Origin of the sequence: Actinomadura roseirufa, assembly GCF_900659635.1 — a bacterium.
Lineage (GTDB): Bacteria > Actinomycetota > Actinomycetes > Streptosporangiales > Streptosporangiaceae > Spirillospora > Spirillospora roseirufa.
The window spans coordinates 1-12608 of record NZ_CAACVB010000227.1 but is presented as its reverse complement, the minus strand read 5'-3'; the positions used below and the strand labels follow the sequence as shown (position 1 = coordinate 12608).

General features: G+C 73.4%; 13 protein-coding genes and 1 pseudogene. 9 read left to right on the top strand and 5 right to left on the bottom strand.

What is annotated here, in order from left to right:
• A pseudogene (locus E1291_RS32410) lies at positions 1 to 267 on the bottom strand (hypothetical protein); the annotation flags it as partial.
• A 119-nt stretch (positions 268 to 386) separates the two neighbouring features.
• On the opposite strand from E1291_RS32410, the gene pyrE reads away from it, so the two are divergent.
• Positions 387 to 920 carry an orotate phosphoribosyltransferase gene (gene pyrE / locus E1291_RS32405; RefSeq protein ID WP_131741885.1) on the top strand — a complete coding sequence of 178 codons (534 nt, stop codon included), beginning with the start codon at positions 387 to 389 and terminating at the stop codon, positions 918 to 920.
• 8 nt (positions 921 to 928) lie between these two features.
• Here the strand turns inward: pyrE and E1291_RS32400 are convergent, their stop codons facing one another.
• Together E1291_RS32400 and E1291_RS32395 are read right to left on the bottom strand one after the other, a co-directional pair.
• Positions 929 to 1408, bottom strand: coding sequence for a hypothetical protein (locus tag E1291_RS32400; RefSeq protein ID WP_207401056.1), 480 nt, complete (start codon positions 1406 to 1408; stop codon positions 929 to 931).
• Between the two features lie 9 nt (positions 1409 to 1417).
• Entirely contained in the window at positions 1418 to 2146 is a 729-nt protein-coding gene (locus E1291_RS32395; RefSeq protein WP_242614513.1) for a DedA family protein, read from the bottom strand.
• A 324-nt stretch (positions 2147 to 2470) separates the two neighbouring features.
• Between E1291_RS32395 and fbaA the strand changes: the two genes are divergently transcribed.
• From fbaA to E1291_RS32365, 6 genes are all read left to right on the top strand, one after another.
• The gene (gene fbaA / locus E1291_RS32390; protein ID WP_131741884.1) at positions 2471 to 3493 is read left to right on the top strand and encodes a class II fructose-bisphosphate aldolase; all 1023 of its coding nucleotides are present in this window, start codon (positions 2471 to 2473) and stop codon (positions 3491 to 3493) included.
• A 97-nt stretch (positions 3494 to 3590) separates the two neighbouring features.
• Positions 3591 to 4040: a winged helix-turn-helix transcriptional regulator gene (locus E1291_RS32385; RefSeq protein WP_131741883.1), complete on the top strand. Its 450-nt coding sequence runs from the start codon at positions 3591 to 3593 to the stop codon at positions 4038 to 4040.
• A 65-nt stretch (positions 4041 to 4105) separates the two neighbouring features.
• Complete coding sequence (locus tag E1291_RS32380; RefSeq protein WP_131741882.1) at positions 4106 to 4741, top strand: GNAT family N-acetyltransferase; 636 nt, start codon at positions 4106 to 4108, stop codon at positions 4739 to 4741.
• A gap of 25 nt (positions 4742 to 4766) precedes the next feature.
• Positions 4767 to 5186 (top strand): DUF3151 domain-containing protein, encoded by a 420-nt coding sequence (locus E1291_RS32375; RefSeq protein WP_131741881.1) that lies wholly within the window; start codon positions 4767 to 4769, stop codon positions 5184 to 5186.
• 308 nt (positions 5187 to 5494) lie between these two features.
• Positions 5495 to 6778: an adenylosuccinate synthase gene (locus tag E1291_RS32370; protein ID WP_131741880.1), complete on the top strand. Its 1284-nt coding sequence runs from the start codon at positions 5495 to 5497 to the stop codon at positions 6776 to 6778.
• Between the two features lie 134 nt (positions 6779 to 6912).
• Complete coding sequence (locus tag E1291_RS32365) at positions 6913 to 7803, top strand: glycerophosphodiester phosphodiesterase family protein (protein WP_131741879.1); 891 nt, start codon at positions 6913 to 6915, stop codon at positions 7801 to 7803.
• Here E1291_RS32365 and E1291_RS32360 read toward each other — a convergent pair.
• Positions 7770 to 8861, bottom strand: coding sequence for a magnesium and cobalt transport protein CorA (locus E1291_RS32360; RefSeq protein WP_131741878.1), 1092 nt, complete (start codon positions 8859 to 8861; stop codon positions 7770 to 7772). The two genes, E1291_RS32365 and E1291_RS32360, sit on opposite strands and share 34 nt — an antisense overlap.
• 339 nt (positions 8862 to 9200) lie before the next feature.
• Here E1291_RS32360 and purD point away from each other — a divergent pair, with 339 nt between their 5' ends.
• The gene (gene purD / locus E1291_RS32355; RefSeq protein ID WP_131741877.1) at positions 9201 to 10454 is read left to right on the top strand and encodes a phosphoribosylamine--glycine ligase; all 1254 of its coding nucleotides are present in this window, start codon (positions 9201 to 9203) and stop codon (positions 10452 to 10454) included.
• A gap of 34 nt (positions 10455 to 10488) precedes the next feature.
• Here the strand turns inward: purD and E1291_RS32350 are convergent, their stop codons facing one another.
• Entirely contained in the window at positions 10489 to 11202 is a 714-nt protein-coding gene (locus tag E1291_RS32350; protein WP_131741876.1) for an ArsR/SmtB family transcription factor, read from the bottom strand.
• A 126-nt stretch (positions 11203 to 11328) separates the two neighbouring features.
• On the opposite strand from E1291_RS32350, the gene E1291_RS32345 reads away from it, so the two are divergent.
• Positions 11329 to 12591, top strand: a complete 1263-nt coding sequence (locus E1291_RS32345; protein WP_131741875.1) for an MFS transporter — start codon at positions 11329 to 11331, stop codon at positions 12589 to 12591.
• Positions 12592 to 12608 lie beyond the last annotated feature (17 nt).

Genomic DNA, 12608 nt, shown 5'->3' with positions numbered 1-12608 from the left:
GAGGGGGGGGCGGGCGGCGCGCTGGGCCAGCGCGATCGCGGGCGCCAGCGGGCCGGCGGCGCCCCGCGCGACCAGGACCAGCGGGGCGGCCGGGGCGCTCGCCGCGACGAGCAGTGACGTGCGGGCCACGTAGCGGGCGCCCGTGTCGTCCCCGGCGTCCGGGACGGCGACGTCGAACCCGGCGGACCGGAGCGCCTCGGGCAGGTCGCCCCAGGACGCTGCGGAGGCGCCCGGGGGGTGCAGCAGGACGAGGGAACCGGGGGTCACGCGTTCTCACCGCCTCGTCCGCGGGGCCGCGAGGCGGCGGAGGCCGCGTCGCCTCCGGAAACCGTACAGGGGCGGAGCGGGTGCGCGGACGGCGGGCGGGATGAATAGGGTTTGCTTCCGTGACCGATCGAGAAGACCTGCTGAAGGCGATCAAGGACAAGGCCGTCGTGCACGGCGACTTCGTGCTGTCCTCGGGCAAGCGCGCGTCCTGGTACGTGGACCTGCGCCGGGTGACGCTGGACGGGGCCGTGGCGCCGCTGGTCGGCCGGGTGATGCTGGACGAGACCGCCGACCTCGGCTACGACGCCGTCGGCGGGCTGACGCTCGGCGCCGACCCGGTCGCGACCGCGATGCTGCACGCCGCGGCCGCGCGGGGCCGGGCACTGGACGCGTTCGTCGTCCGCAAGGCGGGCAAGGCGCACGGGCTGCAGCGCCGCATCGAGGGGCCCGACGTCGCGGGCCGCCGGGTGCTCGCCGTCGAGGACACCTCGACGACCGGCGGGTCGGTGCTGACCGCCGTGGAGGCGCTGCGCGAGGCGGGGGCCGACGTGGTCGCGGTCGCGACGATCCTGGAGCGCGGCGCGGCGGCACGCATCGCCGAGGAGGGCCTGGAGTACCGGCACCCGTTCGAGGTCGCCGACCTCGGCCTCTGAGACCGGGCTCAGCGCTGCTGGTTCTGGGCCTTCACGTACCACTGGCCGCGGGTGCCCGCGGCCACCGGCGGCTGCCGCTTGCCGTAGATCAGGACCTCCAGCGAGCCGCCGTTGGTCGCCACGACGCTGAGCGGGCTCTCCTCGTACTTGCGCGTCTCGCCCGTCGCCAGCACGCCGTGGGTGAGGACGTCGCCATTGGTGGACACCTTGACGTACACGGTGGTGGCGGGCCCGGTCACGCGGATGACCAGGGGCACTCCGGCCGAGGCCGCCGCGGCGGCGGGCGGGCTGCTCGGCGTCGCCGACGGGCTCGCCCCCCCGCTCGGGCCGGGGACACCGGACGGGGGGACGCTCTTGTCGGGCTCGCCGGAGACCGCGTTCACCAGGGCCATGCCGCCGACGATGAGAAGGGCAAGGGCGGCCACCACGGCGACGGCCGCGATGAGGATGCGCGCGAGACCACGAGGGTCCGACCGATGACGTCCCACATGGGGAGGTTAGCGATAACTGTCACTGCTGAGCGACGGACGTGACTCTTCAGAGCCATTCTTGTTCGGACCGTTGTGCGCGGAACCCCGTCCCTTCATGATCTCCCGGACGATCGGGATGACCGAAAGGATGAGGATGACCGCGACGCCCGGCAGGATGTACCGCTCGATGTCGGGCACCTCGGAGCCGAGGAAGTGGCCGAGCAGGAACAGGGCGTCCGTCCAGACCACGCCGCCGACGAGGTTCCAGACGAAGAACTTGCGGGCGTCCATGCCGAGCATCCCGGCGAGCGGGTTGAGGAACGTCCGCACGATCGGGATGAACCGGGCCAGCACCACCGCGCGGGCCGGGCCGAACCGGTTGAAGTAGAACTCGGCCTTCTCCACCCACTCCTGCCGGAAGATCTTGGAGTCGGGGCGGTCGAAGAGCTTGCGGCCGTAGCGGGCGCCCAGCCAGTGGCCGAGCTGCGCGCCGGCGATCGCCGCCACCGGCCCGCCGATGAGCAGCCAGGGCAGCGACAGCGACTGGAACTCCTGGCCGTTGACGGTCGAGACCGCCGTGAGGATCCCCGCCGTGAACAGCAGCGAGTCACCCGGCAGGATGCAGCCGATCAGCAGTCCGGTCTCGGCGAAGATGATGGCGAGGACGCCGATCGTCGCGAACGTGCCGAAGAGCTCCAGCCACGCGGTCGGATGGAGGTACTCGGTGATGTCCATGGGAAGGGTCGTGAGATCCACACAGCGAGCGTACCCGGCCGGACGCGTCCAATAGGTGGGAAAACAGGACTGCAGGCCCTGTCCGCGCGGGGTGTCCGGTGTTCCGCCGCGACGCGTCCGGGCGCGCCGGGACGGTGGGCTGGCCGCGGCACCGGAATCCGGGATACTGGTCGCGACGCCCCCTCTGGAGACGGGTGAGCAGCGAGACGAGATACTGACCATTGGACGGCATGCCCGGCCCGGAGCCGTGTGACCAGGGGTTTCTCTCCCGGACGCGCGGTCGTCCGAGCGCTGCCGCCCGGCCGGACGCCCGGCGGCACCACTGCGTATGAAAGGACGCTGACAATGCCCATCGCAACGCCCGAGGTCTACGCGGAGATGCTCGACCGAGCGAAGCAGGAGGGCTTCGCCTACCCCGCGATCAACGTGACGTCCAGCCAGACGCTGAACGCCGCGCTGCGCGGCTTCGCCGAGGCGGAGAGCGACGGGATCGTCCAGGTGTCCACGGGGGGCGCCGAGTACCTGTCCGGCGCCACGGTGAAGGACATGGTCGTCGGCGCGAGCGCGCTGGCCGAGTACGCCCGGGTCGTCGCCGCCAAGTACCCGGTGAACATCGCGCTGCACACCGACCACTGCCCGAAGGACAAGCTGGACGGCTTCATGCGCCCGCTCATCGCGATCTCGCAGGAGCGGGTGGCGCGCGGTGAGGAGCCGCTGTTCCAGTCGCACATGTGGGACGGCTCGGCCGTGCCGCTGGAGGAGAACCTCCAGATCGCCGCGGGCCTGCTGGAGGAGTGCGCGAAGGCCCGGATCATCATGGAGATGGAGATCGGCGTCGTCGGCGGCGAGGAGGACGGCGTCGCCCACGAGATCAACGAGAAGCTCTACACGACGCCGGGCGACGCGCTGGCGACCGCCGAGGCCGTGGGCGTGGGCGAGAAGGGCCGCTACATCCTCGCCGCGACGTTCGGGAACGTCCACGGGGTGTACAAGCCGGGTTCGGTCAAGCTGCGTCCGGAGGTGCTCAAGGAGATCCAGGACGCGGTCGGCGCCGAGCGCGGCAAGGACCGGCCGTTCGACCTGGTGTTCCACGGCGGCTCCGGCTCGACGCTGGAGGAGATCCGCGAGGCGGTGTCCTACGGCGTGGTCAAGATGAACATCGACACCGACACCCAGTACGCGTTCACGCGCCCGGTCGCCGACCACATGCTCCGCAACTACGACGGCGTGCTGAAGGTCGACGGTGAGGTCGGCAACAAGAAGCAGTACGACCCGCGTTCGTGGGGCAAGGCCGCCGAGGCCGCGATGGCCTCGCGCGTCGCCGAGGCCGCCGAGCATCTGCTGTCGGCGGGCAAGAGGCTCAAGTAGCGTCCCCGCGGGACCGGCCGGGGCCCGGGACGGTGAAGCGCGCCGTCCCGGGCCCCGATCCATGCGTTTCATGACGAAACTTCGATAGTCTCGGGCCATGGCCCTGCCCCGCACCTACGAGTCGCAGAACTGCTCGATCGCCCGGGCCCTGGAGGTCGTGGGCGACCGCTGGACGCTGCTGGTGATCCGCAGCGCCCTGCAGGGGGTCCGCCGCTTCGACGACTTCCAGGACGCGCTCGGCGTGGCCCGCAACGTGCTGACCGACCGCCTCACCCGGCTGTGCGACGAGGGCCTCATGCGGCGCGTCCCGTACCAGGAGCGGCCGGAGCGGTTCGAGTACCGCCTCACCCGCAAGGGCGTCGAGCTGTGGCCCGCCATGATGACGCTGCTGATGTGGGGCGACCGCCACTACGCCCCCGACGGCCCGCCCGCGATCATCGGCCATCGGGGCTGCGACGGGACGCTGACGCCGCAGTTCACGTGCAGCGCGTGCGGTGCCCCGCTGAGCCCCTCGGACGTCGACGCCCGCCCCGGCCCCGGATCCTGATCCCGCCGCGCCGCGAGGCGCATCGAGAGTTGCGTGAAGAAACTTTATGCGCTCGAATGAGTCGCATGAAGCAACTCAAGGGACGCGGTGCCCTGCGGATCGCCGCGCCCGTGCCCGGCCCCTCGTGGTGGACGCCGACTCTCGAGGACGTCCGGATCCGCCCGTACGGCGTCGCCGACGGAGAGCGGCTGCGGCGGATGTCGGCCCACCTGTCCAAGGCGAGCCTCTACTCCCGCTTCTTCTCCGGCACCCCGCGCATCCCGGACCACTACCTCCGCTCCCTCGACGCGCTCGACCACTGGGACCGCGAGGCCCTGATCGCGCTGCTCGCCGGGGAGATCATCGGAGTGGCCGAGTACATCCGCGCCGACCGGTGCCGCTCGCGCGCCGAACTGGCCGTCCTGGTCGCCGACCCCTGGCAGCGGTGCGGCGTCGGCGGCCTGCTCGTCTCCTGCCTGGCCGGGCTGGCGCTCCGGCGCGGCGTCACCGAGTTCGACGCCGACGTCATCGCGACCAACCGCGAGGCCGTGCTGGCGATCCGCAGCGGCTGGCCCACGGCCCGTTCGCTGCCGTCGGGCGGCACCGCCCGGTTCCGGCTGCCGCTGACGCCCGCCCCCGCACCCGTCCTCGGGACGTCTCCCGGCCCCGTTCTCGCGCCCCCACCCGCTCCCCATCGGGAACACGCCCCCCACCCGGGGTGATGCGAACGGGGTACGCCGATCTACGATGACCCGCATGACCCAGAACCTGCTCGGCGGCCTGCCTCCGACCGAACTGCCGGACCACCCCGAGGCCCGCGAGGCCCTGGAGAACGGCGTCGACCCGTTCGAGGTGGCCGCGCGTCACCCGGACGTCCCGCTGGCCTGGGCCGAACTGGCCGACCGCGCGTTCGCCAAGGGCAGCGTCATCGACTCCTACGCCTTCGCGCGCACCGGCTACCACCGGGGCCTGGACCAGCTGCGCCGGGCCGGCTGGCGAGGCCAGGGCCCCGTCCCCTGGGAGCACGTGCCCAACCGCGGCTTCCTGCGCGCCCTCCACGCCCTGGGCCGCGCCGCCGCGGCCATCGGCGAGGAGAGCGAGGCCGAGCGCTGCAAGACCTTCCTCCGCGACAGCAGCCCCACGGCAGCGGACACCCTGACGAGCTGAGCGGGTACCCTGGCGAACGAATCACAACCCGCCAAGACGTTTCCGCAGCGCCATGACCTGGGAGTTCAGACCGCCGGCTTGGCGATCGCGTGCGAAGCCAGATTCGAGCGAAGCGAGAATCTGATCGCGCAGCGAGCCCCCGGGCGAGACGAAGCGATGCGGCGATCGCCGCATCGCCCGTTGAAGGGAGGGCGCCCAGCGCCCGACCGCCGAGGGTGGTGCGAGCAAACACAGGGTACGATTCGATCGCAAGAGGCCCCTTCGTGCTTGCGGCGATCGGGGCCTTCGTCGTGGGAAGGGAAAGTGGCATGCCTGCCATCGTTCTTGTCGGGGCCCAGTGGGGAGATGAGGGCAAGGGCAAGGCCACAGACCTGCTCGGCGGGGACGTCGACTACGTCGTCCGCTACCAGGGTGGCAACAACGCCGGCCACACCGTGGTGATCGGGGACAAGAGCTACGCGCTGCACCTGCTGCCGTCCGGGGTGCTGTCGCCCGACGTGGTCCCGGTGATCGGCAACGGCGTGGTGATCGACCCGGCCGTGCTGCTGCAGGAGATCGACGGCCTGCGGGACCGCGGGATCGGCTGCGAACGGCTGCTGATCTCGGGGAACGCGCACCTGATCATGCCCCACCACCGGGCCCTGGACAAGGTCACCGAGCGCTACCTCGGCAAGGCGCGGATCGGCACCACGGGACGCGGCATCGGCCCGGCCTACGCCGACAAGATCAACCGGATGGGCATCCGGGTCCAGGACCTGTTCGACCCGAACATCCTGACCCAGAAGCTCGACCTGTCGCTGCGCGAGAAGAACCAGGTCCTCACGAAGGTCTACAACCGGCGCCGCATCGAGACCGGCCCGATCGTGCAGGAGTACGTGAAGTACGGCGAGCGGCTCAAGCCGTTCGTCGCCGACACCACGCTGGTGCTGAACAAGGCCCTGGAGGACGGCAAGGTCGTGCTCCTGGAGGGCGCCCAGGGCACGCTCCTGGACATCGACCACGGCACCTACCCGTTCGTGACGTCCTCCAGCCCGACGGCGGGCGGGGCGTGCGCCGGCTCCGGCGTCGGCCCCACCCGGATCACCCGGGTCATCGGGATCCTGAAGGCGTACACGACCCGCGTCGGCTCCGGGCCGTTCCCCACCGAACTGCTGGACGAGTGGGGCGAGTTCCTGCGCACGACCGGCGGCGAGTACGGCGTGACGACCGGCCGCGACCGCCGCTGCGGCTGGTTCGACGCCGTGATCGCCCGGTACGCCACCCGGGTGAACGGCATCACCGACTACTTCCTGACCAAGCTGGACGTGCTGTCCGGCCTGGAGCGGGTACCCGTGTGCGTGGCCTACGAGATCGACGGCGTCCGCGTCGAGGAGATGCCGACCACGCAGACCGACTTCCACCACGCCAAGCCCGTCCTGGAGTACCTGGACGGCTGGCAGGAGGACATCACCGCCGCCAAGACGTTCGAGGACCTGCCCAAGAACGCGCAGGCGTACGTCCGGACGCTGGAGGAGATGTCCGGGGCGCGGATCTCCGCGATCGGTGTGGGGCCGGGCCGCGATCAGACCCTGTCGCTGCGCCCGCTGATCTGACGGCGTGATCTGACGGCGCTGATCTGAGGCGGGTGTCCTGATCGCCGGACTCGGACGACCCGTCCGGCGGTGCGACAACGTGCCCTCACTCGGCGTCCACCGCGGGTTCGGGCGGGCCCGGTAGCGTGCGGGCCGTGATTTCCATCGGCGGGACCGTCGAGCTGCACGGCCATCGGGGGGCACGTGGGCTCCGCCCGGAGAACACCCTCCCCGGATTCGAGTACGCGGTAGAGCTCGGCGTGGACGTGGTCGAACTCGACGTCGGGCTGACCGCGGACGGCGTGGTCGTCCTCTGCCACGACCAGGTGCTGTCACCGGCGACGCTCGCCGACACGGCGCCCGCGTGGCCGGGCGACCCGGCGTTCCCCTACATCGGCAGGGCCGTCCGGGAGCTGACGATGGAGCAGCTCAGGACGGTCGAGGCTGGCGTCCGGCGGCGGGACGACGCGCTGGCGGCGACGCAGCGGCCGGTGCCCGGCGCCCGGATCCCGACGCTGGCCGAGGCGTGCGCGCTGCTCGGCCCGGCGGGGGTGCGGCTGTCGGTCGAGCTGAAGACCGACCCGGGCTGGCCGGACGCGGAGGTCGCGCGGTTCACCGCGGCCGTCGCGCGCGTGCTCGGGGACGCGGGGCTGACCGGCCGCAGCAGGCTGCTGGCGTTCGACTGGCGGGTGCTCGGCGCGGCTCAGGCGCGCCATCCGGGCTTCGGCCGGATGGCGCTGGTGGAGCGCAAGACGCTCGTCCCGGGGACGGCCTGGCTCGCGGGCCTCCCGCCGGACGACCCGATCGGCGCCGCCGTGGCCGCCGGCGCGACCGCGGTGTCGCCCGAGGACGCGCTGACCACGCCCGGCCTGGTCGAGGACGCCCACGCCCTCGGCCTGCCGGTGGTGGTGTGGACGGTGAACGAGCCGGAGGACATGGCCCGTTTCGTCAAGTACGGCGTGGACGGGATCGTGACCGACTACCCGGACCGCCTGCGCCGCGTCCTCGGCGGCTACAGCCAGCCGTTGCGGCGGAACCCGCGGTAGAGGGACAGACAGGACAGGCCGATGACCGCGAGGATCATCGGGTAGCCGTAGTGCCACTTGGTCTCGGGCATGAAGTCGAAGTTCATCCCGTAGACCCCGGCGATCGCGGTCGGCACCATGAAGATCGCGCCCCAGGCGGAGATCTTGCGCATGTCCTGGTTGTCGGCGACGGTCACCTGGGTCATGTGGGCCTGCAGGATCGGGTTGAGCAGCTCGTCGTAGGACTCGACCTGCTCGCGGACGCGGGTCAGGTGGTCCTCGACGTCGCGCAGGTACTCCTTGATCTCGGCGGGGACGAAGCGGCGGCCGGTCAGGTTGCGCAGCGGCCCGGCGAGCGGGCCGACGGCGCGCTTGAGCTGGATGACCTCGCGCTTGAGGCGGTAGATGCGGCGCGACTCGTCGGTGCGCTCGGGGGAGAACACCGCCTCCTCGACCTCGTCGATGTCCTCCTGGACGGCGTCGGCGACGCACACGTACCCGTCGACCACGCGGTCGGTGACGGCGTGCAGCACCGCCGCCGGGCCGAGCGCGAGGCGCCGCGGCTCGCTCTCCAGCAGGGCGCGGACGGGGCCGAGCTCGCCGTGGGTGCCGTGCCGGACCGTGACGACGAAGTCCGGCCCGCAGAAGATCATGATCTCGCCGGTCTCGACGACCTCGGCGCCGCCGGGACCGCTGGCGACGTAGCCGACGGTCTTCATCACGACGAAGTGGACGTCGTCGTAGCGTTCGAGCTTGGGCCGCTGGTGGGCGTGGATGGCGTCCTCGACGGCGAGCGGGTGCAGCCCGAAGACCTCCGCGAGCTCGGTCAGCTCGGTCGCCGACGGCTCCTGGAGGCCGACCCAGACGAACCCGGCGCCGTCACCGCTCAGGGTGAGCCGGCCGTCGCGGACGAGGCGGACGGCGTCCTCGACCGTGTCGGTGGAGGCGCGGTGCCCGTCGATGTAGGCGGCCCAGTCGATGACGGCGGAGTCCCGTTCGCGGCTCGGCGGCCGGGTCCCGTGGGGACGGCCCCGGGTCTTGAAGAGCGCGCGTCCGGGACGAACTCGTGTCATGGCCATGAGGTGCTCCTAACCCGCCGGCCACGCACGTAGCGCGCGCTCGACCCAGGTTCAGCGGAGGGAGCGCGCGAGAGTACCGGCCGGGTGCCACATGAAGGCGGACGGATGAACAGTCCAGTCCGGACTGTGAGGGTTCTCCGGCGAACTGCAAGGATCACCAGGACTCATCCCGACCACCTCCTTTCAGGCACCTCGACACTGGGCCGTCAAGCCCACGGCAGCTTATCAGCCGACATTTAAGACGCCTGGGCGAACGCGGAGGTTCACCCGTGACGGGTGTGACGGCCGCCTCACCCGTCCCGGCGTCCGCGTGGTCCGGGCCCACTAAGCTCGCGTCACGTGCGAGTACTCGTCCTTGGATCGGGTGGCCGCGAGCACGCGCTCGCCCGCGCCCTGCACCGCGACCCAGTCGTCACCGCGCTCCACTGCGCCCCGGGCAACCCCGGCACGGCGGAGATCGCGGCCAACCACCAGCTCGATCCCACCGACCCCACGGCCGTGACGGAGCTGGCCGGGCGGCTCGGCGTCGACCTGGTCGTGGTGGGCCCCGAGGCGGTGCTGGTGGCGGGGGTCGGCGACGCCCTGCGCCTGGCCGGGATCCCCTGCTTCGGTCCCGACCGCGAGGCCGCCCGCATCGAGGGCTCCAAGGCGTTCGCGAAGGAGGTCATGGCCGCCGCGGGCGTCCCGACCGCCGAGGCGCGGGTCTGCGAGAGCACCGCTCAGGTGGAGGCGGCGCTCGACGCGTTCGGGCCGCCCTACGTGGTCAAGGACGACGGGCTGGCCGCCGGCAAGGGCGTCGTCGTGACGACCGACCGCGCCGCCGCGGCCGAGCACGCCGCCGCCTGCGGCCGGGTCGTCATCGAGGAGTTCCTGGACGGCCCCGAGGTCTCGCTGTTCGCGCTGTGCGACGGGCAGCACGCCGTCCCGCTCCTGCCCGCCCAGGACTTCAAGCGCGCCTTCGACGGCGACGCGGGCCCCAACACCGGCGGCATGGGCGCCTACACGCCGCTGCCGTGGGCGCCGCCCGGCCTGGTGGACGAGGTCATGGCCACGGTCGTCCAGCCCACCGTCGACGAGCTGCGCCGCCGCCAGACCCCGTACGTGGGCGTCCTGTACGCGGGGCTGGCGCTGACGTCGCGGGGCGTCCGGGTGATCGAGTTCAATGCCCGGTTCGGCGACCCCGAGACCCAGGTCGTCCTGGACCGGCTGGCCACCCCCCTCGGCACGCTGCTCCAGTCCTGCGCGATCGGCGGCCTCGACCCCGCGCTGCGGCTCGACTGGCTGCCGGGCGCGGCCGTGACGGTCGTGGTGGCCGCCGAGAACTACCCGGCGAGCCCCGTCAAGGGCGACGAGATCACCGGCCTGGACGGCGCGGCGGAGGTCGAGGGCGCCTACGTCCTGCACGCGGGCACCGCGCGGGACGCCGAAGGGCGGCTCGTCGCGGGCGGCGGCCGGGTCCTCAGCGTCGTCGGCACCGGGCCCGCCCTCGCCGACGCCCGCACCGCCGCCTACGAGGCGGTGGCGCGGCTCGGCCTGCGCGGCTCCCACCACCGCACCGACATCGCCCGCGAGGCCGCCCAGAACGACCGCTGAGCCCCGCCGCACCGCCGGGCGCGGTCCGGGGGCGTCATCCGGGCTCGAAGCCCGGCAGCAGCGCGCCCAGGGTCGCCTCGCCCCGCGGAGTCACCCTCAGCTCCCGCTCCTCGTCCCCGGGACGGACCAGCTCCCCGGCGAGGAGGGCGTCCAGGACGGCGCCGCCGAGCGCGCCGCCGAGATGGGGGCGGCGAAGCGTGCGGTCCAGGCAGGCGGTGGCGAGCTTGCGCCGGCCGGGCCGCACGGCGCCGAGGTCGACGCCGAGGTCGGCGAACGCGTCCTGGCCGGGGCCGAGCCGCACCGCGCCGGCGGCGTCCGGCGCGAGCAGGGCCGCGCGGCCCAGGAGCATGTCGAAGATCGCGACGCCGAGCCGTCCGGCGGCGTGGTCGTAGCAGGTGTGCGCGATGTCGGCCGGTGCGGGCGGGCGGTCCCGCCACCGGGCCGGATCGGCGTGCGCGTAGCGCGACAGCGCCTCCAGCAAGGCGCCGAGGCCGGGCGCGGCCGTCCGGTAGACCGCGTGCCGGCCGGTGTGCTCGGCCGTGACCAGCCCGCTCGCGCGCAGCCGGGCCAGATGGTTGCCGAGGCGGGACATCGAGACCCCGATCGCGTCGGCGAGCTGGGCCGGCGTGTGCGGGCCCTCGGCCGTCAGCAGCTGGAGCACCGACAGGCGGACGGGGTCGGCGAGGTCGCCCGCCAGCCCGGTGATCGAGGCCAGGACCGGGTCGCCCGGGTCGGCCCATGCCGGCATGGAACGCCTCCCCTCGTCGGCTCCAGCGGACGCTATCACCCTTCATGCTTCCATGAATGGTGGATGTTTGAACCGCTCCCCGCCGGGCCACATTCATGTTTCAGGACAACATGAAGGGTGGATGCGATGCCGGTGGCCGAGGCGGGTCCCGAAGGCACGGAGGCGGGGCCCGAGGGCACCGCCGAACCCACGGCGGACGCGACGCGGGCCGGTCTGCGGCGCCTGGTGTGGGGACGCGGCGTCTCCGCCCTCGGCGACGGGCTGTGGTTCACGATCTGGGCGCTGTTCTTCACCCGGATCCTGCACCTGTCCGCGGCCACCGTGGGGCTCGCCATGGCGCTCGCCGGGGCCGCGGCGCTCGCCGCCGCCGTGCCGATCGGCGTCCTGGCCGACCGGCACGGCCCCCGGCTCGTCCTGGTGGCGGTCACGCTCGTGCGGGCCGTGGCGGCGGCCGCCTACCTCGTCGCGGACGGCCCGTGGCAGCTCATCGCCGTCACGGTCGCCTTCACCGCCCCGGCCAACGGCGCGAACGCCGTCCGGACCGCCCTCGTCGCGGGCCTGGTCACCGACACCCCGGCGCGGATGCGGGCGCTGGCCGCGCAGCGGGTCGCCCAGCACGCCGGCAACGCCGCCGGGGCCGGGCTCGGCGCGCTCGTCCTGGCGGCCGACCGCCCCGCGGCGTATCTGGCCGCGGTGATCGCGAACACCGCTGGCCTCGCCGTGCTGGCCGTCCTGACCGCCCTGGTGCCCGATCCCCCGGCGCGGGTCCCGGCCGGGCCGCGGGACACCGCGCGGACCCGGCTCGTCCTGCGGGACCTCCCCTACGTGTCGGTGATGGCGGCGACGGCCGTGCTCTCGCTGTGCTGGGCGATGCTGTCCACCGGGCTGCCGCTGTGGATCTCCCGGTCGACCGCCCTGCCGCTCGCGCTGAGCGGCGCCGTCGTGGTCGTCAGCTCGATCGGCATCGCCGCGCTGCAGGTCCCCGCCGCGCGGCTGGCCGCCACCACCGCCGCGGCGGCGCGCACCGCGGCCTGGGCGGGGGTCTGCCTGGCGGCCAGCTGCGCGCTGCTGGCCACCACCGCGGGCGGGGCGGGCGCCGCCGCCGCGGCCGTCGTCATCGCGGCCGCCGTCCTGCACGTGGCGGGCGAGCTCGGCTACGTCGCCGCGAGCTGGGGCCTGTCGATCACCCTGATGCGGGAGGACGCCCGGGGCGCCTACCAGGGCGTCGCCGAGGCCGCCACGGCGACCGTGCAGATGGCCGGCCCCGCCGTCTTCACGCTCGCGCTCACCGGCCTGTCGGCCGCCGGCTGGCTGCTGGCCGCCGGGGTCTTCCTGGCCTGCGCGGCGCCCGTGCCCGCGCTCGCCGGCTGGGCGCGGCGGACACGCTGAGCCCCGGGCCCGGCCCC